The organism is Verrucosispora sp. TAA-831 (assembly GCF_050780145.1).
GTDB lineage: Bacteria > Actinomycetota > Actinomycetes > Mycobacteriales > Micromonosporaceae > Micromonospora.
The window spans coordinates 5,856,539-5,878,772 of sequence record NZ_CP192240.1; the positions used below are offsets into that span (position 1 = coordinate 5,856,539).

Sequence of the window (22,234 nt, forward strand, 5' to 3'; positions counted from 1 at the left end):
CCCCGGACTTCACCGGCCCGCCGATCTCAGGGTGGGGTCAGGGTCGGCTCCGGAGGTCGCTCGGGTCCGTGGCGCAGCAGTATCGAGACATGACCGACGACGCTGCTCAGCCGCACCGGCCCGGGCCCACGGAGAGGGCGCCGGGGCACGACACCCCGGCACCGGACGCGCCCGGGCCACCGGGCCCCGTCCAGGAGGAGGCCGGCACCCCGAGCACCGCCCCGGACGGTTCCGGCACCTCGGCCGCACCGCCATCGGCGGGATCGACGGCCTGGGACGCGACGCCGCCGCCGGTCGGCACGCCACCCCCCGCCGGGCCGGGGGGGCCGGGCGGGGCCGGTGGGTACGGCGGGTCGGCGTACACCGGTGGCCCGTCGGCCACGCCGCCGCCCGGGGGGACCGGCGGGCCGCCGCCGTCGGACGGCCCCTGGTCGCACTTCGGCGGCGCCGGGTTCACCTCGCGGTACGGGTTGGTCCGACCCCGCGACGGCCGCTACCTGGCCGGTGTGTGCGCCGCCGTCGGTCGTGCCACCAACACCGATCCGGTGCTCTGGCGGGTGCTGCTCGCGGTGCTCGGCTTCTTCGGCGGCATCGGCATCCTGCTCTACGTCGCCGCCTGGTTGATCATTCCGGGTGAGGGTGACACCGCCTCTCCGGTCGAGTCCATGCTCGGCCGGGGTCGGTCCAGCATGTCGCCGGTGACCGTGATCGTGCTCAGCATCCTGGTCGCGATCAGCTTCGGCTTCATCGTCACCGACGCCTTCCGCGCGGTGCTGCTCGGCGCGGCGATCCTGGTCGGCGGCGCACTGCTGCTCAACCGCCACCAGCAACGCGCCCCGCAGCCGGCGGGCGGCCCGGGCGGAGCACCGGCGCCACCCGCCGGTCCGCCCGGCCCGGTGCCGCCGGTGAGCTACCCCGGTCCCGCCGGATACCCGCCGCCGGCCGGCGGGTTCGGGCGCACCGTTCCGCCGTTCACCGCGCCGGCCGCCTTCCACGCGCCCGCCCCGTCATCCGGTCCGGCCGGGCAGACCGAGGAGCCCACGCGGTACCTGCCGCCGACACCCCCGTGGCCGTCCATGGGCGCTCCGACGCCACCGGTGGTGCCGCCGCACTCGCCGACCTACCGGGCCCCGTTCGCCCCGCACGGCCCGTACGCCGGGCAGACCCCGGTGGTACCGCCGCCGCCTCCGCCCAAGCCGCCGAAGAAGCCGCGCGAACGGTCCGCCCTCGGTGCGGTGACCTTCTCGCTGATCTTCGTCGCGCTGGGTGTGGTGGGCATCCTCGACCTGCTCGACGTCTTCCCCGTCGGCGCGTCGGCGTACTTCGCGGCGGTCCTCGCCGTGATCGCCCTGGGCCTGCTCGTGGGCACCTGGTTCGGCCGGGCCCGCTGGCTCATCGCCCTCGGCCTGGTGGTCTCCGCCGCGTTGGCGGTCGCCACGGTCGCCGAGTCGTACGACCGGGTCCGTGGGGTGGACGGCACCGTGACCTGGGCACCCACCGACCACCGCGACCTCGCGGTGCGGTACGAGCAGAGTTTCTCCGACGCGGTGCTCGACCTACGCGCGGTCGACTTCGACCAGAAGGACACCGAGATCACCGTGGTCATCAACTTCGGCGAGGCCACCGTGGTCGTCCCGCCCAACGTGGACGTGACGGCCAACGCACATGTCACCGCCGGTGACGCCAACGTCTTCGGCCAGCGTGCCGGCGGCCTGGACAACCGGCTCACGGAGATCGTCGACCTCGGCGCGGACGGTGCGGGTGGCGGCAAGCTCCGCCTCAACCTGCAGATCAACGCCGGACACATGGAGGTGACCCGGTGAGGGTGCATCGCACGGACCTGGTGTCGTTCGCCTTCGGGCTGCTCTTCCTCCTGCTCTCGGCCTGGTGGCTGCTGGCCCAGGTACTCGGCCTGGTCCTGCCGCCGGTGGGCTGGTTCCTGGCCGGCGGCCTGATCCTGATCGGTGTGCTCGGACTGGTCGGCGCGCTGCGGTCCAGCCGGCACGGCCCGTCGGCGGACGGGGCCACCGCGGCCGACCCGTCGACCGGCGACCCGGACGCCGCTCCGGGCGCATCGTCGGCGACCGACCCGGACTCGCCGACCCTCGATCTCCCCTACGGCGACGACACGTCGTCCACGCCGCCACGGGGGCCCGCCGCCTGACCATGCGACGGCTGTCGTCAGCCGCCTATGCTGGCCGGTGTGCTCCCGCCTCCGCCGGCCGGTCCACGCCGCAGGACGTCCTGCGCTGGCCGCCGGCTCGCGCGGGCCGTCCGCGGCGGGTCCGGCCCCGCCGCTGGCGGTGATCTCGCGACAGTCGCCTCTACCCCGTCAGGAGCCCGTTCGACATGACCCAGTCCCCCGCCGTGCGTGTCCCCGGGCGGTCCGGTCCGGTCCGCCTCGGCGAGCGCGCCGCCCGTACCCTCGTCGCCGAGTTCGCTCGGATCAACGACCCGAAGGCCGCCCTGCTGGTGGGCGCCGCCCCGGAGTCCGCTGTGCTGGCCGCGGCCATCGACGCGCTGCTGCCCGGCGACACCCTCACCCTGGTGCCCACCGAGCGGGTCAGCGCGACGGCGCTGCGGGAACACGTCACCGCCCAGGGGCGCTGGGTCGCCGACCGGGTCCGGGTGGTGGACAGCCTCACCGAGGCCGAACCCGCCACCGTGGTGGTCGCCGGTGAGCCGTTCGTCGGCACCGCGGACGAGACCCGGAGCGCCGTCGAGGAGCTGACCAAGTACCTCGCCGACGGCGGTGTGCTCACCGTGTCCACGGCGGTCGCCCGGACCGCCGGCGCCGCCGCGGAATTGGAGCGGCAGGGCGCGCTGCACGGCGTCGGCGCAGACCTGGTGCTGCGCAACTCTCCGCCGGTACGCGTGTACCGGCTCCGGTTCACGCCGGCCGACGCCGCGTCGGCGGAGCGCCTCGCCCCCGCCTACCGGCCGTCGAGCGTGCCGCTGACCCGCGACATGCACATCGACTCCAACGGGGTGGCCGCCGCCGGCATCGCCCTCGGTCTGGCCGCGCTGACCCGCCTGGCCCGGCCGAAGTCGAAGCTCTGGTTGCTGCCCGCGCTGGCCGCCGCACCCGTGGCCGCCTTCTTCCGCGACCCGGAGCGGGACGTGCCGGAGGACCCGTCGGCCGTGGTGGCCGCCGCCGACGGTGAGGTGCTGTCCGTGCAGCGCCTGCACGACGAGCGCTTCGGCGACGGCGAGTTCCTGCGGGTCGCCGTCTTCCTCTCGGTGCTCGACGTGCACGTCAACCGCGCACCGGTGGCGGGCAAGGTGGTGGACTACTTCGTCGCCGACGGCGGGTTCGTCAACGCGATGAAGCCGGACGCGGAGCACAACGTGGCCGCGTACACGGTGCTGGACACCGCCCACGGCACCGTCGTGGTGGCCCAGCGGACCGGCCTGATCGCACGGCGGATCGTGCAGCGGGCCCCGATCGGCGCGCTGCTGGCCCGGGGCGAGCGGTTCGGCCTGATCCGGTTCGGCTCGCGTACCGACGTGTATCTGCCGGCCGAGGCCGCCGAGCCGCTGGTCGGGCCGGGCGACAAGGTCGTCGGCGGGTCGAGCGTCATCGCCCGTTGGCGCTGACCGACACAGGAAAGGGGCGCCGTGGTCTTCCGACCGCGGCGCCCCTTCTCGCGATGTCGATCAGATGGTGCGACGCTGCCGCAGCCAGAGCACCGGACCGCTGACCAGGTAACCCACCACGATCAGCCCGAACGTGACCCGGATGTCGATCAGCGCGCCGAGCACCGGGGCCACCCAGACCCACGGCGGCAGCTTGACCAGCCGCGCGAGCTTGGCGTACGGGAAGCTGCTGACCATGGTGAAGGCGAGCAGCGCCACCCCGGCCACCTGCACCACACCCGGCACCGGCAGGCCGATCACGACCATCAGGGCGAGTACCGCCGCCGCCATGGTGGTCGGCACGCCGCAGAAGAAGCGGCCGTCCTGGGGCGAGACGTTGAAGCGGGCCAGCCGGATCGCGGCGCACGCCGCGACCAGTGCGGCGGCCACCCCGGCGGCGGCCGTCGGCACCTCACCGGCGAGCGAGGCGTAGACCACCACCGGCGCGGCGAGACCGAACGAGCACATGTCGGCGAGTGAGTCCATCTGCGCGCCGAACGGGCTGGAGACTCCGAGCTTGCGGGCCAGCGCGCCGTCGAGACCGTCGAAGGCGACGCAGGCGATGAGCAGCAGGGCGGCCAGTCGTACGTCGCCACGCATGGCGACGAAGATCGCGTTGATGCCCAGCACCAGGCTGGCCAGTGTGCAGGCGTTGACCAGGGCGAACTTCATCCGCCGGGCCATCGTCCGCTCGCCCGGGAGCAGCGGGACCGGTGTCTCGACGCTCTCCTGGGCTCCGGTCGGCACGACGGCGGGGCCGGCCGGGGCGATTGTCTCGATCCGTGTGCGGTGGAACCGCTGCAGACCGTACCGGCGACGCGGGCGGTCCTGGTACCTCGGCTCGGGCAGCACGTCAGCCGTGCCGCCCCCCTCCACACCTCGACGACCGACGCGGACCAACAGGACCTGGCGGGCAAGACTGCCGCTGCGGCGCAGCGGGCCCGTCCAGTTGCGTCCGGCGGGACGCGGGCTGTCAGTGGTACGACGCCGGCGCCATGGGGCTCTCGGCACGCTTCCTCCATCACCGGATCGTCGGCCGCCACCTGGGGCCTGCGTCCGGCTCTCTCGTGCCGGGTCTCTGTGACCCGGCAGCCGTTTTGCGGAGTACACCATTGCATAGGGGGACGGGGATTGGCGATAGCTACCGGCGGTACTTATATCTGCCTCAACTACGCAAACCGCCGCCTTGTTCCCATCCCGGGACTTCCTGCCCGTTTTGGTTGTCAGCCCTGCCTCGACTGTACCGGAGCCGGTCATCACCGGCCTGGTGAGCAGGGGCGCGGGCAGGCCCGCGACGAGCGTCACACGAGCGTGACGAGCGCCCGCGAGGCGATCTCCGTCATCGGGAGTTCTCGCAGCTCAGGAACGGTGAACCAGGCGGCCTCGGCGGTGGATCCGCCGGCCAGTTCGGTCACCGCCGCAACGGTCGGAAGGTCGACCAGCACCCGGTAGACGACGCGGATCCCGTGCCAGTCCAGCGGATAGCCCTCCGGACCCAGCGCGGCCGGATTGTGCAGATTGTCCACTGCGATCAGCTCGGTCACCCGACCCAGTTGTCCGGACTCCTCGACCAGTTCCCGTAGCAGCGCGGTGACCGGCTGTTCACCATGATCCGTTCCACCGCCGGGCAGGTGCCACCGACCGGCACCCGGGTAGCCGTCCGCGATCAACGACAGCAGCACCCGACCCGCCGGGTCGGTGACCACGCCGTACGCGCCGAAGCGCTGTCGTCGGCGGGGCTCGGGAGGCGGGAAGGGCGCGGTGCGGCGCAGCGCCTCCGGCGGCAACGGAACGACCGGCAGGTCGAGCGCCTCGGCGGTGAACGGCAGTAGCGGCAGCACGGAAGCCTCGGCCGGGGTGACCCACTGGGCGAGGTCGGTGCTGCCCGACCGCTCGGCGCGCAGCCGCCCGCCCACCGGGGTCACGTCGAACAGCACCCGGTCGGTGTGCAGGGCCACCCCGAGGTCCGGGTACGGCGTCACGTCCGCGACCACCGCCCGCAGGCCGGCCACCTCGACGGCCAGGCCGGTCTCCTCGGCGACCTCGCGGACCACCGCGTCGGCGGGATGCTCGGCGTGCTCCAGACCGCCGCCGGGCAGCGACCACACCGCGGGGAAGTCCGCCTCCGTCGAGCCGCGCACCAGCAGCACCCGCCGCTCGGCGTCCCGCAGCACTCCGTACGCACCGACCCGCCGTACCTGTTCCACGCTCCCGACCCTAGGCGAGCGAGGATCGATCATGAAGTTGACGGCCGTTTCCGTGCTGCCCGCCGCCAACCTCACGATCGTCGGGCGGATGGCGTCAGGTCAGTCGGGCCGCCTGCACGGCCTCGGCCGTGACCTCGGTGAGGCGGTCGGAGGGCAGGGCGCCCAACTCCTCCCGCGCGAACCAGCGTGCCTCGCAGGTGGAACCACCGACGTCGGAGACGGTGGGCGGGGCGGGCTTGTCCACCACGACCCGGTAGAAGGCACGGACGCCGTGCCAGTCGATCGGATAGCCCTCGGGGCCGAGCGAGGCGGCGTCCCGGTGGCTGGCCACCCCGAGCAGCTCGACCAGGCGTCCGGTCTGCCCGGTCTCCTCCACCAGTTCCCGGATCAGCGCGGCTCCCGGCTGCTCGCCGTAGTCCGTGCCGCCACCGGGCAGGTGCCAGCAGCCCGCCCCCGGGTAGCCGTCGGAGACCCGGGTCAGCAGCACCCGCCCGTCCGGATCGGTGACGACGGCGTACGCGGCGAAGCGCTGCGCCCGGTGCAGCCCGTCCGGGCCGGGCACCGCGTAGAAGGAGGGGAACTCCGGTGCCTCGTCGGGGACGATGTCCGCCGAGGAGGCGGGCAGCCCCAGCGCGCGGGCGGTGAAGGACCGCAGCGGGAGCTGCTGCGCCTCCTCCCGGGTCACCCAGCGGGCCAGGTCGGTCGGCCGGTCGACCCGGTCGGTCAACGAGCCGCCCCGGACCGAGACCCGGTAGAGCAGCCGGTCGGTGTGGATGGTGATGCCCCGCTCGGGCAGGGCACGCATGTCGGCCAGGACGTCCTGGAGGCCCGCCACGGCCACGGACAGCCCGGTCTCGGCGGCCGTCTCGCGGACGACGGTGTGGTGGGGGTCCTCGCCGTGGTCGACAGCCCCGCCGGGCAGGGACCACGTGCCGGGTGTGCCGGAGCGCTCCGATGCGCGGACCAGCAACACTCGGTCAACCGAATCAGCACAGACTGCATATGCCGCGATCCTGCGCAGCGGCTCCAGCATGGTGGTCACGGAGCCAAATTCTCCCCGTGACCGGTTACCGCTGCGGAAAAGAGTCGGATTCCTGACTGATCACTCGCCCCTGAGGGATAGGTCAGGGTAGGGCTCCGGGCCATCACCGAGGTCGATGAGCGCCGCGACGCGGACCGTGGAGTCATGACTTCCACTTCGCAGGCCCCGTACAAGCAGTTGCGCCGTCCGACCACCGACCGGATGATCGCCGGTGTGGCCAGCGGCCTCGGCCGGTACTTCGCCGTCGACCCCACCCTGATCCGCGTCGCCTTCGCCGTCGGCACGCTGCTGACCGGCGGGATCGCCGCGCTCGCGTACCCGGTCATGTGGTTCCTGATGCCCGAGGAGCCGGCCGGCGCGCCGGCCTGGCCGCACCCGGCGGGCGCGGCGCCGCACGGCGCTCCGCCGCAGGCCGGTGGTCCACCGCATCCGGCCTGGCCCTTCCCGGGCCCGGCAGCGGCACCCACCGCCCCGGCCGGCACCCCGCACGCGGCGTCACCGGCCCCGCACGCCCCGCAGCCGACACCCGCCGCGCAGGAGGCTCCGCAGGCGTCGTACCCGGCTTCCGCGGCCCAGGAGACGCCCCGGGCGCCGCGCCCGGCGTCCGCCCCACCGGACGCGGGACCGGCGCTGGTCGTCGAGCCGGAGCCGGAGACCGGGCCGCTGCCGACCTCCGGGACCTCGTCTCAGCCGATTTCCGGGACCTCGCCTCAGCCGTCGGAGAAGCCGACCTCCTGAGGCGTCACTCCCACTCGATGGTGCCCGGCGGCTTGCTGGTGACGTCCAGGACCACCCGGTTCACCTCGGCGACCTCGTTGGTGATCCGGGTGGAGATCCGGGCGATCACGTCGTAGGGCAGGCGGGACCAGTCGGCGGTCATCGCGTCCTCGCTGGAGACCGGGCGCAGCACCACGGGGTGACCGTAGCTGCGCCCGTCGCCCTGCACGCCGACGCTGCGGACGTCGGCCAGCAGCACCACCGGGAACTGCCAGACGTCGCGGTCCAGCCCGGCGGCGGTGAGTTCCTGGCGGGCGATGAAGTCGGCCCGGCGCAGCAGGTCCAGCCGCTCCCGGTCCACCGCGCCGATGATCCGGATGGCCAGGCCGGGGCCGGGGAACGGGTGCCGCCAGACCATCGCCTCGGGCAGGCCGAGCTGGAGGCCGAGCGTGCGGACCTCGTCCTTGAACAGCGTGCGCAACGGCTCGACGAGGGCGAACTTGAGGTCGTCGGGGAGCCCGCCGACGTTGTGGTGGCTCTTGATGTTGGCGGTGCCGGTGCCGCCACCGGACTCGACCACGTCCGGGTAGAGGGTGCCCTGCACCAGGAACTCGACGTCACCGTGTGCGGCCACCTCCCGGGCGGCGGCCTCGAAGACCCGGATGAACTCCCGACCGATGATCTTGCGCTTCTGCTCCGGGTCGACCACCCCGGCCAGCGCGCCGAGGAACCGGTCGGCGGCGTCCACCACCTTGAGCTTGATGCCGGTGGCGGCGACGTAGTCCTTCTCCACCTGCTCGGCCTCGCCCGCGCGCAGCAGGCCGTGGTCGACGAAGACGCAGGTGAGCTGGTCACCGACGGCCCGGTGCACCAGCGCGGCGGCGACCGCGGAGTCCACCCCGCCGCTCAGACCGCAGATGACCTCCTTGTCGCCCACCTGCTCGCGGATCCGGGCCACCTGCTCGTCGATGATGTTCTCGGGAGTCCAGGTCGGCTCGATCTCGGCGATCTCGTACAGGAAGCGGGTCAGCATCTCCTGCCCGTGCGCGGTGTGCCCCACCTCGGGGTGGAACTGCACACCGGCCCGTCGACCGGCCAGGTCCTCGAAGGCGGCGACCGGCGCACCGGCCGACTCGGCGGTCACCGTGAAGCCCTCCGGCGCCTCGGTGACGCAGTCGCCGTGGCTCATCCAGACCGGCAGGTCGGCCGGGAGGTCGCGGAGCAGCACACCCGGGTCGAGCAGGCGGGGGCGCAGCGGGGTGCCGCCGTACTCACGGTTGCCGGTGCGGGCCACCGTGCCGCCGAGCGAACGGGCCATCGCCTGGAACCCGTAGCAGATGCCGAAGACCGGCACACCGGTGGTGAACAACCCGTCGTCCACCTGTGGCGCACCCGGCTCGTAGACGCTGGACGGGCCGCCGGAGAGGATGATCGCGGCCGGATTCTTAGCCAGCATCTCGGCCACGGGCATGGTGTGCGGGACGATCTCGGAGTAGACCCTCGCCTCGCGTACCCGGCGGGCGATCAGTTGGGCGTACTGGGCACCGAAGTCGACCACGAGGACAGGACGCGGCAGGCTCATGTGCACGAAGCCTACCGACAGTCACCGGTCAGCCCGGCCGCGCCCTGCACGCTCCCACCGACCCCTCGCCCGACCGGCACCGGGGCGAGGACCGGCCGCCCTAGTCCGGCAGCGCTGCGGGTGCGCCGGGCGGCACGGCCGGACGGTGCGGGCGGACCGCCGCGAGCCGCCGGTACGGCGCGCCGAGCGGTGGCCGAGGGTCCGTCTCGCCCCGGTTGGGCCAGAACGACGTCGCGCGCTCGGCCTGCGCGGTGATGGTCAGCGACGGGTTGACCCCGAGGTTGGCCGAGACGGCGGCGCCGTCCAGCACGTGCAGCCCCGGGTGGCCGAAGATCCGGTGGTAGGGGTCGATCACCCCGTCGGCGGGGGACGCGCCGATCACCGCGCCGCCGAGGATGTGCGCGGTCATCGGGATGTCGAACGGCTCGGTCAGCGCGCCGCCCGGCGTACCGTCGATCTCCTCCGCCAGCAGCCGGGCGGCCCGATGGCCGGCCGGGATCCAGGTCGGGTTCGGCGCGCCGTGGCCGGGGCCGGAGACCAGCCGGCCGCCGAACGGTCCGCGCCGCCACCGGGTGGTCAGTGAGTTGTCGACCGATTGCATCACCAGTGCGATCACGGTGCGTTGCGACCAGCCGCGTACGGAGAGCATCCGCGCGGCCCGGCCGGGATGCCGGACGAGTTGCCCCAGCCAGCGGCGGACCCGATGCGGCCCGCCCTCGACCAGCAGCGTCTGGAGCAGCCCCATCGCGTTCGCGCCCCGCCCGTACCGGACCGGCTCGACGTGGGTCTGCGGGTCGGGGTGGAACGAACTGGTGATCGCCACCCCCTCGGTGAGGTCGACCCCGCGCGCCCGGGCCTGCCGACGGGACATCGAGGCGCCGAGGATCGCCTCCGAGTTGGTGCGGGTCAGCTCGCCGAGTCGGGGTGAGAGTCCGGGCAGCGCGCCCACTGCCCGCATCCCGTGCAGCAACCGCTGGGTGCCCAGCGCCCCGGCGGCGAAGACCACCTGATCGGCGTCGATCACCTGCCGACGCCGCCGCAGCCAGGCACCGCTGCGCTCGGTGTGCACCCGGTAGCCGCCCTCGACCGGCCGGACCGCGGTCACCGTGGTCAACGGGTGTACCCGGACACCGAGCCGCTCGGCCAACCAGAGATAGTTCTTGACCAGCGTGTTCTTCGCCCCGTGGCGGCAGCCGGTCAGGCAGGCGCCGCAGTGCGTGCAGCCGGTGCGGGCGGGACCGGCACCCCCGAAGTACGGGTCGGCGACCGACTGGCCGGGCCGCCCGATGTGCACGCCGACCGGGGTGGCGTGCACGGTGTGTCCCACCCCCATCCGCCCGGCCACCCGCCGCATCACCCGGTCCGCCGGGGTCACCAGCGGATACGTGGTCACCCCGAGCATCCGCTTCGCCTGGGCGTAGTGCGGGGCCAGTTCGGCGCGCCAGTCCGTGACGTCGCGCCACTGGGGATCGTCGTAGAACGCGGCCGGCGGCTCGTAGAGCGTGTTGGCGTAGACCAGCGACCCGCCGCCGACACCGGCTCCGGACAGCACCAGCACTCCGCCGCCACGTCGCCGCTCGGCGGCCCGCAGCAGGGTGAGGCGTTGCAGGCCGAGGCAGCCCAGCCGGGGTGCCCAGAGGAACCGCCGCAGCCGCCACGAGGTCCGGGGGAACTCGTCGTCGGCGAACCGTCGGCCCGCCTCCAGCACACCGACCGAGTACCCCTTCTCGGCCAGCCGCAGCGCGGCGACGCTGCCGCCGAAGCCGGACCCGATCACGACCACGTCGTACCGCATGCACGCATCATTACTCGTGAGTAGATCTCGCGCCAGGCGGCGTTCTCGCGCCATCATGCAGCGCACCCGACCACCGTGCGGCCGACGCGTGCCACGACGCCGTCCCGGACGCCTGCGGACCGGTCGGTGGCAACCCGGCCCGCCGCGCGGCGGCGGCCCGGCATCGTAGGAGGAGGCGGGGGATGGCGCTCGGAGGAGACCGGAGACGACTGACACTGGCGCTGGCCGGTCTGGTCACGGTGGCGGTGGTGGCCGTCGGCGCGGTGGTGGTGGCCAAGACGGTCGGCGAGGACCGTGCGCCGAGCGCCGCGCCCACCGACGTCGCCACCTCGCCGAGCCCGTCGCCCAGCCCCGTCCCGAGTACGCCCCCACCCGGCGCCGACATCACCGGCCCGCTCAACCTGCTGCTGGTCGGCATCGACACCCGGGTCAGCGTGCCCGGCTGGCAGCCGAACGCCGACGCCGTCCTGGTGCTGCACGTGCCGGCCGGGTTGTCCCGGGGGTACCTCTTCTCGCTCCCCCGTGACCTGCTGGTGGACATCCCGGCGTTCCCGGCCGCCGACTACCGGGGTGGGCGGACCAAGCTCACCCACGCGATGAGCAACGGCAGCCGGGTGCCGGGGCGGCCGAACAAGCCCGACCCGGCCCAGGGGTACGAGCTGCTGCGCCGCACCGTCAGCGAGTACACCGGACTGCGCATCGACGCGGGCGCGGTGCTCACCTTCGGCGGCTTCGACAAGCTGGTGGACAGCCTCGGCGGGGTGGACATCCGGGTCGACCAGCGGGTCGTCTCCCGGCACCGCCAGCCGGACGGCAAGCACCGTCAACCGGGCCCGGGTGTGGGCGGCTACGTCGGGCCGAGGATGGTCTACGAGCCGGGCGACCGGCACCTCAACGGCTGGCAGGCGCTGGACTACGCGCGCCAGCGCTACCTGCCCGGCGGCGACTACACCCGGCAGCGCCACCAGCAGCAACTCGTCCGCGCGCTGATCGGCGGGATCCTCGCCGACGACCTGGCCCAGCAACCACAGCGCGTCGAGCAGGTGGTCGCCGCCCTCGGTGACGCCATGGTCTATGTCGGCGGGCGGCGGATCGTTGAGTTCGCGTACGCGCTCGGCACGCTGTCACCGGAGACGCTCACGCTGGTCGGCCTGCCCGGGGCGTCGGTCGGCCGGGGTGGCGCGTACCGGGGCGAGGAACTGACCACCGTCGGTCGCCGGTTCCTGACCGCGCTGCGCGCCGGGCGGGCGGACGCCTACCTCGCCGAGCACCCGACACTCGTCGTGCCGCAGTGAGCGGTGCCCGTCCCGCGGTGGAGCGGCCGGGACCGGGCGGTCAGGGCAGGCCGGGTGGGGTGGTGCCGGTGAGCCAGGTGTCGAAGAAGCTACCCAGCGACCGCCCGGAGACCCGCTCGGCCAGCGCGACGAAGTCGCTGGTGGTGGCGGTGCCGTCCCGGCGTTCCGTGGTCCAGGAGCGGAGGATCTCGAAGAAGGCGTCGTCGCCCACGGTACGACGCAACGCGTGCACCACCAGCGCCCCGCGCTTGTAGACGGCGGTGCTGAACATCTGGCCCGGACCGGGGTCGAGCGTGGGCCGCGACCAGTCGGTGTCGGCGTACTGGAGTTCGAAGCTGCGCTGGGCGGTACGTCCACCGTCGTGTTCCGCCCACAGCCACTCGGCATAGCTGGCGAAGCCCTCGTTGAGCCAGATGTCGCCCCAGCGGGCCAGCGCCACGCTGTTGCCGAACCACTGGTGGGCCAGCTCGTGCGCGACCACCGCGTAGTTCGGTTCACCGTCGCGGAAGAAGCCCGGCCCGTAGACCGGCCGGGACTGCGTCTCCAGCGCATACCCGATGCGGCTGTCGTCGACCACCACCCCGCCGTACGCCTCGAACGGGTACGGCCCGAACCGGCCGGCCAGGAAGTCGGCGATCTCACCGGTGCGGGCCAGGGACCGTGCCTGCGGGCCGGTGGCGGGCATCCCGGTCGGTACGGCGGTGACCAGCGGCTTGCCGCCGTGGGTGCCGGTCTCGACCCGGTAGTCACCGATCACCAGCGTGGTCAGGTAGCTCGCCATCGGCGAACGCTCGGCCCACCGCCAGGTGGTCCAGCCGTCGGCGCTGGTCCGCTCCCCCGGCACCCCGTTGCTCAACGCGGCGAGGCCGTCCGGGACGGTCACCTCGATGTCGTACGTGGCCTTGTCGGAGGGGTGGTCGTTGACCGGGAACCAGGTCGACGCCGAGTGGGGCTGCCCGAGCGCGATCGCGCCGTCGTCGGTGTGCTGGAAGCCGCCGCTGCCCAGCACGTTGTCGGCGATCGGCTGCGGCACACCGGCGTACGTCACGTCGACGGTGAACCGGCTGCCCTCGGGAAGTCCCCGGCGCGGCGTGACGGTCAGCTCGCCGTCGGCGTGCCGGTGCTGGGCCGGTGCGCCGTCCACGGTGACCGTGTCGACCGACAGCCCGGTCAGGTCCAGGTTGAAGCGGGACAGCCCGTGTGTGGCGGTGGCCCGGACCTCGGCCCGGCCGGTGAGCCGGTCGTCGGCCGGGTCGTAGCGCACCAGCAACCGGTAGTGGTCCACGTCGTATCCGCCGTTGCCGCTGCCCGGCACGTACGGGTCGGCCAGGTCGACGCTGCCCGCCCGGAACCCGTCCGGGTCCGACGCGTCGCGCTCCCCCGTGCAGCTCACCAGCCCCACAGCGGCCACCACGGCCACCACGCCGGCCTGCCACCGCCGCCCCGCACCCCTGTTCATCCGCCAGAGCCTACCGCCGCCCACGTGATCGATCATGGAGTTGTGGCGGTGGCGAACCGGGCGAAATCAGCACAGGTCAGGTGCCACAACTCCATGATCGACGCAGCCACGGGCGCGCGGCGGGAGGGAGCGTCAGCGGTCGAGAACCAGGCCGACGCGCTGGAACTCCTTGAGGTCGCGGTAGCCGCACTTGGCCATGGCCCGGCGCAGGCCGCCGAAGAGGTTGAGCTGGCCGTCCGGCTCGTCGGCGGGGCCGAACAGCAGGCGCTCCATCGAGCCCAGCGGCTCACCGGCGACCTCGAACGCGCCCCGGGGCAGCGACGGGTGGCTGGCCGCCGAGTGCCACCAGGCCCCACCCGCCGGCGCCTCCGCGCAGAGCGACAACGGCTCGCCGAGCATCACCGCGTCCGCGCCGCAGCCGAGCGCCTTGGCGATGTCACCCGAGGTACGGATGTCGCCGTCGGCGATCAGGTGCACGTACCGGCCGCCGGTCTCGTCCAGGTAGTCCCGGCGGGCCGCCGCGGCGTCGGCGATCGCGGTGGCCATCGGCACCCGGATGCCGAGCACCGACTCGGTGGTGGACCACTCGTCCCCGCCGATGCCGACGATCACGCCCGCCGCACCGGTCCGCATCAGGTGCAGCGCGGTCTTGTAGTCGGTGCAGCCGCCGACGATGACCGGCAGGTCCAGGTCGGCGATGAACTCCTTGAGGTTGAGCGGTTCGTCGGTGGTCGAGACGTGCTCGGCCGAGACGATCGTGCCCTGGATGACCAGGAGGTCGACGCCCGCGTCGAGGATGACCGGAGCCAACGCCAGGGTGTGCTGGGGGGACACCCGGACGGCCACCGTGCTGCCGCCCTCGCGCAGCTCGCGGACCCGCTCGGTGATCAGGTCGGGCCGGATCGGCTCGGCGTACACCTCCTGGAGGCGCTTGGTGGCGCGGGCGTCCTCGCCGAGGTCGGCCAGTTCCTCCAGCACCTTGGCCGGGTTCTCGTACCGCGTCCACAGCCCCTCGACGTTGAGCACGCCGAGTCCGCCCAGCTCGCCGAGCCGGACCGCCGAGGCCGGGCTCATCGTCGCGTCGGAGGGGTGCCCGACACAGGGGATGCCGAACTGGTACGCGTCGAGCTGCCACCCGGTGGAGACGTCGTCGACGTCCCGGGTGCGGCGGCTCGGCACGATCGCGATGTCGTCCAGGTGGTAGCCGCGCTGCGCGGTCTTGCCCAGCCCGATCTCGACCACGTCACGCATTGGGGACTCCAGTTGTCTTCGGGGGTGGAGGGGGAGGTCAGCGGGTGTGGTAGTTGGGCGCCTCGACGGTCATCTGGATGTCGTGCGGGTGGCTCTCCTTGAGCCCGGCCGCCGTGATCCGGATGAGCTGACCGCGCTCGTGCAGCTCGACGATGCTCTCCGCGCCCGCGTACCCCATCGCCAGCCGCAGGCCGCCGACGAGCTGGTGGGCCACCCGGGCGAGCGGCCCACGGTAGGGAACCTGGCCCTCGACGCCCTCCGGGACCAGCTTCTCGTCGCTGGTCACGTCCTGCTGGAAGTAGCGGTCCTTGGAGTACGACTTGGCCTGGCCCCGGGACTGCATGGCACCGAGCGAACCCATCCCGCGGTACGCCTTGAACTGCTTGCCGTTGACGAAGATCAGCTCACCCGGGCTCTCCTCGCAGCCGGCCAGCAGGCTGCCGAGCATCACCGTGTCGGCACCGGAGACCAGCGCCTTGGCGATGTCGCCCGAGTACTGGATGCCGCCGTCACCGATCACCGGCACGCCGGCCGGGCGGGCCGCCCGGGCGGCTTCCATGATCGCCGTGATCTGCGGCACGCCGACGCCGGCCACGATCCGGGTGGTGCAGATGGCACCCGGGCCGACGCCCACCTTGACGCCGTCGGCACCGGCGTCGACCAGGGCCTTCGCCCCGGCGTAGGTCGCCACGTTGCCGCCGACGATGTCGATCGCGACGTCCTTCTTGAGCCGGCTGACCATCTCCAGCACGGCCCGCTGGTGCCCATGCGCGGTGTCCACGATGATCACGTCGACCCCGGCGTCCACGAGCGCGCGGGCCCGCTTGTACGAGTCCTCGCCCACCCCGATGGCGGCGGCCACCCGGAGTCGGCCGGCGTCGTCCTTGGTGGCGCTCGGGTACTGCTCGCTCTTGGTGAAGTCCTTCACCGTGATCAGCCCGCGCAGCTTGCCGGAGCCGTCGACGATCGGCAGCTTCTCCACCTTGTGCTGGCGCAGCAGGCCGAGCGCGTCGTCCTTGCTCACCCCGACCGGCGCGGTCACCAGCGGCGCGCGGGTCATGATGTCGCGCACCGGCGTGGCCGGGTCGGAGACGAAACGCATGTCACGGTTGGTGACGATGCCCACCAACTGGCCCTGCCCGTCCACCACCGGCACACCGGAGATGCGGTAGCGCCCGCAGAGCTGGTCCACCTCGCGCAGCGTGTCGTCCGGGCTGGCGGTCACCGGGTTGGTGATCATGCCGGACTCGGAGCGCTTGACCAGGTCCACCTGGAGCGCCTGGTCCTCGACGGAGAGGTTGCGGTGCAGCACGCCGATGCCGCCCTGGCGGGCCATGGCGATCGCCATCCGCGCCTCGGTGACGGTGTCCATCGCGCTGGACAGCAGCGGGATGGAGAGCGTCACGTTGCGGGTCAGTCGAGTGACCGTGTTCACCCGGCTCGGCACCACGTCCGACTCGCCGGGCTGGAGCAACACGTCGTCGAAGGTCAGCCCCAGCGGCACCACCCGGGCGGAGCCGGCCGGCAGCTCGGGCAGATGGCCGCCCAGCTCGCCACCCTCGGTGCCAGCGAAAAGGTCGGAACGGGGCGAATTCTCCACGATTGCTCTCCTGAGCTGGTCGAACGGGGCTTCAGCGAGGTGCACGGGTGGGCACCGGCGAGCGCCGGGCGAGGGTGCGTCAGGGCCATCGTACCCAGTGGCCGGGGCGGCACCCGCGTCCGGCGGTCCGTGCGGCGAGGCGGAGACGACCTCAGTGGGGTACGTCGGCTTGCGCGAAGGGGGACAGGCGTCCGACGTGCCTTGGGTCTACGGTGAGGGGGTGCACGACGAGCCCATCGACCCGTTCACCGGCGATCCGACCGACCCGTCGGCCGATCTGGACGGCCCCGGTCGCGACGCCCCGCTCGATCCGCTGACCGACGTCGAACGCCAGGACGTGCTGGAAGACCTCGCCGATCTGGAGATCTACCAGGCGCTGCTGGCGCCGATCGGCGTACGCGGGCTGGTCATCGAGTGTGAGGACTGCCGGGAACCGCACTACTTCGACTGGGACCTGCTCCGGGGCAACCTGCGTCACCTGCTCAGCTCGGGCCGCCCCCGGGTGCACGAGCCGGCCTACGATCCCGACCCGGACCACTACGTCACCTGGGACTACGCCCGGGGATACGCCGACGGCGTGCACGACACCCTCAGCGAGGGCACCGAGGACGACTCCCCCGGCCGGGACTGAGCCGCGCCGCCTGCCGCCGGGCCGTGGCCGCCGTCCGGTGACCGGTGAGGAGGGGGCCCTTCCTATACACCAGGCGTTAGCAGGGGGCCCCTCCTTACCGGCCGGTGTCAGGCGACCAGACCCGCCCGGAAGCCGGCGGCCACCGCGTGTGCCCGGTCCCGGGCGCCCAGCTTGCGGAACAACCGCCGGGCGTGGGTCTTCACGGTGTCCTCGGAGACGAACAGCTCGCGGCCGATCTCGGCGTTGCTCTTGCCCTCGGCCATGCCGAGCAGCACCTGGAGTTCCCGTTCGGTCAGGCCGACGGTGGACCGGTCGACCCGCGCCGGAGCGGCCGTGCCAGTCTCGGCGGCCTCCGGCTCGGCCGGGTCGTCGCCCCGCTGCACCGGCACCATCGCCGGGCCACCGGCGGCGTCACTGCCCGGCCAGGCCGACGCGGCCTCACCGGTGGTGGGCCGGGCGCCCGGGGCCGGACGGCCGGGGCCGCCGACGGCGGCGGTGTCCCGGGCCGGGTCGGCGATCCGGGGACGGTTGGCCCGGCCGGAGGCCGCCAGCAGCAGCAACGCCTTGGCGACCGCGCTGGTGAGATCGTGGTCGACGCCCTGGATCAGGCCGCGCGCACCGGCGCTGATGGTGGCCGCCGCCGCCTCGGACTCCTCCGCGCCGAGCAGCAGCACGCTGGCCTGCGGCGCGCGGGCCAGGACCCGACGGACGAACCCGGCGCTGTCGGGCCGGGTGATGGCGGTGTCGGCGAGCACCACGTCGGCGGGGCGCTCGGCGAGCCGCAGCATCACCTCCGGATCGGAGACCGCCGTCCGGACCGCACCCGACAGTCCCAACCGCGCCGCCGCGGAGGTCAGGTGCTGCGCCGCGAGCGGCGTCCGAACGCACACGAGAACCGTACGCACTGTGATCTCCCTTCCGCACACGAGCAGACCATGACGGGGTGGGGTCGGGAGGAGGTTCCCGGCAACTCTTCCAACTTTTCCGACAGATAGGGCATATGCCCCAATTCGCCAAAGGTTTTGGATCACACACGTGTGAGCCGAGAGAGGGCTGGGTACCGAGGGGCTCAGGCCGGGAACGGTGCGCCTGCGCGGCCCGCCGCCCGGACAACCGGCCACGAAGTATCTCGCGGTGCCGCGCGAGAGGAGGGGTGCAGATGTCGAACGTACGTAGACTGCCCGGACCCATCATCGACCTGTGGGACTGGCAGCGGCTCGGCTCCTGCCGTGGCCGCGACAGCGCCCAGTTCTTCCACCCCGACGGTGAGCGTGGATCCTCCCGGCTGCGGCGCGAGTCCTCCGCCAAGAACGTCTGCCGCGCCTGCCCGGTCCGGGCCGAGTGCGCCGCACACGCGCTGGCGGTGCGGGAGCCGTACGGCGTCTGGGGTGGGTTCAGCGAGTCGGAGCGCCTGCGCCTGCTCGCGGTCGGCTGGGAGGACCTCGCCGACCGTCGGCAGAGCCGGGTGGACGTCAACCGGCTGGAGGCCCGGCTGGGCAGCTCCCACAAGTCGACCCTGCCGCCGCCCCAACGCAACGTCGCCTGACCGAACGCCCCCGACGCCGCGCTCCCGCCCCCCGGAAGCGCGGCGTCGGTCTGTGCGTCACTCGACCGTCAGGGTGACCGAGTGCCAGCCGGTCGCGCCGTCCGGTGCCACCGCCTGCCGCTGACCGGTCTGCGTCTCACCGGTACTGTCCGTCGCGCGGACCTGGAGCGTGTGCTCGCCGGGCGTCGCCGTCCACCGCCACGACCACTGCACCCAGGTGTCCACCGAGGCGGTCGGCGCCAACTCCGCCTCCTGCCACGGCCCGCCGTCGACGCGTACCTCGACCCGCCGTACGCCCCGGTGCTGCGCCCACGCCACCCCGGCCACGGTGACCGGGCCGGCGGCCGGACGGTGGCGCGGACGGGGCGTGTCGATCCGCGACTGCGTCTTCACCGGCCCCTCGGCCGACCAGCCCCGAGGCACCCAGTACGCGTCGAAGTCGGCGAAGCTGGTCAGCTCCAGCTCGGTGATCCACTTGCACGCCGACACGTAGCCGTAGAGACCGGGCACCACCATCCGGGCGGGAAAGCCGTGCGCCACCGGCAGCGGTTCGCCGTTCATGCCCACGGCGAGCAACGCGTCCCGCCCGTCCCGCAGCACCGCCGTCGGGGTACCGCAGGTCCAGCCGTCCACCGAGCGCCCCACCACCTGGTCCGCGCCGTCGAGCGGCTGCACCTCGTCGAGCAGTTCCCGGATCGGTACGCCGAGCCACCGCGCGTTGCCGATCAGGTCGCCGCCGACCTCGTTGGAGACGCAGGCCAGCGTGACGTACCGCTCCACCATCGGTCGGGCCAACAGGTCCGCGAAGCTCAGCGTCACCGGATTGCGCACCCGACCGTGGATGCGCAGCCGCCACGTCTCGGGATCCACCTGCGGCACCACCAGCGCGGTGTCGATGCGGTAGAAGCGTCGGTTCTCCGTGACGTAGCCCGCCAGGCCCGGCACCTCCAGGTCGACCCCGGCGGGCAGCGGCGGCGCGGCGGAGACCGGGGCGGGCAGCGTGATCGCCGCCCGTGCGTCGGCGACACCGCGTCGACCGGACCACCACCGCCCGGCCGCACCGCCGACGACCGCCACCCCGAGCACCCCGCCGACGCCGGTGAGGAACCGCCGCCGCGACTCCGGATCGGTACGCCGCCGCGACCCCGCCCCGTCCGGCACGGGCGAATGCCGCGGCCCGGCTTCGTCCGGGCCGGGTGCGTGCGGCGGTCCGGCTTCGTCCGGGCCGGGTGGACGCTGTTCGGTCGGCGGGGACCAGGGCCATGGATCGAGTTCCAGCGGACCGGCGACGAACGCCCAGAGCGTCACGCCGCCGACCAGAGCGCCGACCAGCGACGGCAGCACGTCCACGCCCTGCGCACCGGCCCGGGTCAGCGCCGCGCCGGCGCCGAGCGCGGCGAACGCCGCGATGCCGGCCAGACCGACCACCAGACGGCGTACGGCCAGCACGCCCAGCAGGGCGGCGAAGGCGGCCAGCAGCACCGCCGTCCCGACCAGCAGGGCGATCTTGTCGTACGTGCCGAAGACCGCGATGCCGAACCGCTTCATCGGCTCGGGGGCGGCGTCCACGACCAGCCCACCCACCGCCACCAGCGGGGCGGAGCGGGGACCGGTCAGCACCGCCACCACTTCGGCGGCACCGATGGCCGCCGCTGCGGCGGCGACACCGGCGAGGGCGGCGTACCGGGGTGTCGTACTGCTCACCGGTCCAGTGTTTCCGACCGTACGCCCGACCGGTAGTCACCTCGACGCGGCGTGACCGGGCCGGAACGCGCGGGGCGCACCGTCGTCGACGATGCGCCCCGCGTCCGGATCTCTTCGGGTCAGAAACCCGGGCCGTGCTGGTGGCCGTGACCGTGGCCGTGACCGTGACCGTGACCGCCCGCGGCGGGCTCCGGCTCCTTCGGCTTCTCCACCACGAGGCTCTCGGTGGTGAGCAGCAGACCGGCGATCGACGCGGCGTTGGTGACGGCGTTACGGGTCACCTTGACCGGGTCGATGATGCCGGCCTTGGCCAGGTCGACGTACTCGTCGGTGGCGGCGTCCAGGCCGGTGCCCCACTCGGCGGCGACGACCCTCTGCACCACCACGTACCCGTCGTGGCCGGCGTTCTGGGCGATCCACCGCAGCGGCTCGACGAGCGCCTTGCGCACGATCGAGACGCCGACCTTCTCGTCACCGGTGAAGCCCAGGTCGTCGTCGAGCACCGGCAGGATCTGGGCCAGGGCGGCACCGCCACCGGGGACCGTACCCTCCTCGACCGCTGCCTTGGTCGCGGCGATGGCGTCCTCAATGCGGTGCTTGCGCTCCTTCATCTCGACCTCGGTGGCCGCGCCGACCTTGACCACCGCGATGCCGCCGGAGAGCTTGGCCAGCCGCTCGGCGAGCTTCTCCCGGTCCCACTCGGAGTCCGAGGCCTCGATCTCCTTGCGGATCTGCGCGACCCGGTCGGTGACCTCGGTGGCCTGCCCGCCACCGTCGACGATCGTGGTGTTCTCCTTGTCGACCACGATGCGCCGGGCGGTGCCCAGCACCTCCAGGCCGACCTGGTCGAGCTTGTAGCCCAGCTCGGGCGCGACCAGCTCGGCACCGGTCAGGACCGCCATGTCCTGGAGCATCGCCTTGCGGCGGTCGCCGAAGCCGGGCGCCTTGACCGCGCAGACCTTGAGGGTCTTGCGGATCGCGTTGACCACCAGGGTGGACAGGGCCTGACCCTCGACGTCCTCGGCGATGATCAGCAGCGGCTTGTTGTTCTGGAGGACCTTCTCCAGCAGCGGCAGCAGCTCCTCGATCGCCGAGATCTTCTGCGTGGTGATCAGGATGTACGCGTCCTCCAGGACGGACTCCTGCGACTCCACGTCGGTGACGAAGTTCGGCGAGATGAAGCCCTTGTCGAACTGGAGACCCTCGGTCACGTCCAGCTCGGTGTGCAGGGCGGAGCCCTCCTCGACGGTGATCACACCGTCGCGGCCGACCCGCTCCATCGCCTCGGCGATCAGCTCACCGATGGTGGAGTCCTGCGCGGAGACCGTCGCCACGTGCGCCACGGCCTTCTTGTCGGAGACCTCGACGGCCTTGCCGAGCAGCGCCTCGGAGACCTTCGCGGAGGCCGCGTCGATGCCCCGCTTGAGACCGGCCGGGTTGGTACCCGCGGTGACGTTGCGCAGACCCTCGCGGACCATGGCCTGGGCCAGCACGGTCGCGGTGGTGGTCCCGTCGCCGGCGACGTCGTTGGTCTTGGTCGCCACCTCCTTGACCAACTGCGCACCGAGGTTCTCGTACGGGTTGGTGAGCTCGATCTCCTTGGCGATGGTCACACCATCGTTGGTGATCGTCGGCGCACCGAATTTCTTGTCCAGGACGACGTTGCGCCCGCGCGGCCCGAGGGTGACCTTGACCGCGTCCGCGAGCGCGTTGACACCGTGCTCCAGCAGGTGCCGGGCGTCGTCCGAGAAGCTCAGGATCTTCGCCAT

At 73.1% G+C, this 22,234-nt stretch carries 16 protein-coding genes and 2 pseudogenes; 7 read left to right on the forward strand and 11 right to left on the reverse strand.

From position 1 onward, the window contains the following. The first annotated feature begins 89 nt into the window (after positions 1-89). The 3 genes and pseudogenes from ACQVFL_RS25995 to ACQVFL_RS26005 all read left to right on the forward strand — a co-directional run bounded on the left by ACQVFL_RS25995 (position 90) and on the right by ACQVFL_RS26005 (position 3,597). Entirely contained in the window at positions 90-1,823 is a 1,734-nt protein-coding gene (locus ACQVFL_RS25995; protein ID WP_431727794.1) for a PspC domain-containing protein, read from the forward strand. Next, positions 1,820-2,003, forward strand: a pseudogene (locus tag ACQVFL_RS26000) (hypothetical protein); the annotation flags it as partial. The gene ACQVFL_RS25995 and the pseudogene ACQVFL_RS26000, both read left to right, overlap by 4 nt. 346 nt (positions 2,004-2,349) lie before the next feature. Further along, the gene (locus tag ACQVFL_RS26005; RefSeq protein WP_396690385.1) at positions 2,350-3,597 is read left to right on the forward strand and encodes a phosphatidylserine decarboxylase; all 1,248 of its coding nucleotides are present in this window, start codon (positions 2,350-2,352) and stop codon (positions 3,595-3,597) included. 60 nt (positions 3,598-3,657) lie between these two features. Here ACQVFL_RS26005 and ACQVFL_RS26010 read toward each other — a convergent pair whose 3' ends face one another. The 3 genes from ACQVFL_RS26010 to ACQVFL_RS26020 all read right to left on the reverse strand — a co-directional run bounded on the left by ACQVFL_RS26010 (position 3,658) and on the right by ACQVFL_RS26020 (position 6,885). After that, positions 3,658-4,572 (reverse strand): CDP-alcohol phosphatidyltransferase family protein, encoded by a 915-nt coding sequence (locus tag ACQVFL_RS26010; protein ID WP_396690974.1) that lies wholly within the window; start codon positions 4,570-4,572, stop codon positions 3,658-3,660. 365 nt (positions 4,573-4,937) lie between these two features. After that, complete coding sequence (locus ACQVFL_RS26015) at positions 4,938-5,843, reverse strand: NUDIX hydrolase (RefSeq protein WP_431727795.1); 906 nt, start codon at positions 5,841-5,843, stop codon at positions 4,938-4,940. A 94-nt stretch (positions 5,844-5,937) separates the two neighbouring features. Further along, complete coding sequence (locus ACQVFL_RS26020) at positions 5,938-6,885, reverse strand: NUDIX domain-containing protein (protein ID WP_431727796.1); 948 nt, start codon at positions 6,883-6,885, stop codon at positions 5,938-5,940. 144 nt (positions 6,886-7,029) lie between these two features. On the opposite strand from ACQVFL_RS26020, the pseudogene ACQVFL_RS26025 reads away from it, so the two are divergent. After that, positions 7,030-7,365, forward strand: a pseudogene (locus ACQVFL_RS26025) (PspC domain-containing protein); the annotation flags it as partial. Positions 7,366-7,627: 262 nt separating this feature from the next. On the opposite strand, the gene guaA reads toward ACQVFL_RS26025, so the two are convergent. Then, the gene (gene guaA, locus ACQVFL_RS26030) at positions 7,628-9,184 is read right to left on the reverse strand and encodes a glutamine-hydrolyzing GMP synthase (RefSeq protein ID WP_396690379.1); all 1,557 of its coding nucleotides are present in this window, start codon (positions 9,182-9,184) and stop codon (positions 7,628-7,630) included. Between the two features lie 100 nt (positions 9,185-9,284). Further along, a complete protein-coding gene (locus tag ACQVFL_RS26035) occupies positions 9,285-10,979 on the reverse strand; it encodes an FAD-dependent oxidoreductase (protein WP_431727797.1) in 1,695 nt (564 codons plus the stop codon). A 182-nt stretch (positions 10,980-11,161) separates the two neighbouring features. Between ACQVFL_RS26035 and ACQVFL_RS26040 the strand changes: the two genes are divergently transcribed. Beyond that, positions 11,162-12,274: an LCP family protein gene (locus ACQVFL_RS26040; RefSeq protein ID WP_396690375.1), complete on the forward strand. Its 1,113-nt coding sequence runs from the start codon at positions 11,162-11,164 to the stop codon at positions 12,272-12,274. 40 nt (positions 12,275-12,314) lie between these two features. Here the strand turns inward: ACQVFL_RS26040 and ACQVFL_RS26045 are convergent, their stop codons facing one another. From ACQVFL_RS26045 to guaB, 3 genes are all read right to left on the reverse strand, one after another. Next, complete coding sequence (locus ACQVFL_RS26045) at positions 12,315-13,733, reverse strand: M1 family metallopeptidase (RefSeq protein ID WP_431727798.1); 1,419 nt, start codon at positions 13,731-13,733, stop codon at positions 12,315-12,317. A 132-nt stretch (positions 13,734-13,865) separates the two neighbouring features. Continuing rightward, positions 13,866-14,984: a GuaB3 family IMP dehydrogenase-related protein gene (locus ACQVFL_RS26050; RefSeq protein WP_117226169.1), complete on the reverse strand. Its 1,119-nt coding sequence runs from the start codon at positions 14,982-14,984 to the stop codon at positions 13,866-13,868. A gap of 37 nt (positions 14,985-15,021) precedes the next feature. Continuing rightward, entirely contained in the window at positions 15,022-16,584 is a 1,563-nt protein-coding gene (gene guaB, locus ACQVFL_RS26055; protein ID WP_396690371.1) for an IMP dehydrogenase, read from the reverse strand. A gap of 220 nt (positions 16,585-16,804) precedes the next feature. On the opposite strand from guaB, the gene ACQVFL_RS26060 reads away from it, so the two are divergent. Beyond that, complete coding sequence (locus ACQVFL_RS26060) at positions 16,805-17,215, forward strand: DUF5319 domain-containing protein (protein ID WP_396690369.1); 411 nt, start codon at positions 16,805-16,807, stop codon at positions 17,213-17,215. Positions 17,216-17,322: 107 nt separating this feature from the next. Here the strand turns inward: ACQVFL_RS26060 and ACQVFL_RS26065 are convergent, their stop codons facing one another. Next, positions 17,323-18,120 carry a response regulator transcription factor gene (locus tag ACQVFL_RS26065; RefSeq protein WP_431727799.1) on the reverse strand — a complete coding sequence of 266 codons (798 nt, stop codon included), beginning with the start codon at positions 18,118-18,120 and terminating at the stop codon, positions 17,323-17,325. Between the two features lie 254 nt (positions 18,121-18,374). Here ACQVFL_RS26065 and ACQVFL_RS26070 point away from each other — a divergent pair, with 254 nt between their 5' ends. Further along, positions 18,375-18,761, forward strand: coding sequence for a WhiB family transcriptional regulator (locus tag ACQVFL_RS26070; protein WP_396690365.1), 387 nt, complete (start codon positions 18,375-18,377; stop codon positions 18,759-18,761). Positions 18,762-18,818: 57 nt separating this feature from the next. Here the strand turns inward: ACQVFL_RS26070 and ACQVFL_RS26075 are convergent, their stop codons facing one another. Together ACQVFL_RS26075 and groL are read right to left on the reverse strand one after the other, a co-directional pair. Beyond that, a complete protein-coding gene (locus ACQVFL_RS26075; protein WP_431727800.1) occupies positions 18,819-20,465 on the reverse strand; it encodes a molybdopterin-dependent oxidoreductase in 1,647 nt (548 codons plus the stop codon). 119 nt (positions 20,466-20,584) lie between these two features. Continuing rightward, the gene (gene groL / locus ACQVFL_RS26080) at positions 20,585-22,234 is read right to left on the reverse strand and encodes a chaperonin GroEL (RefSeq protein WP_431727801.1); all 1,650 of its coding nucleotides are present in this window, start codon (positions 22,232-22,234) and stop codon (positions 20,585-20,587) included.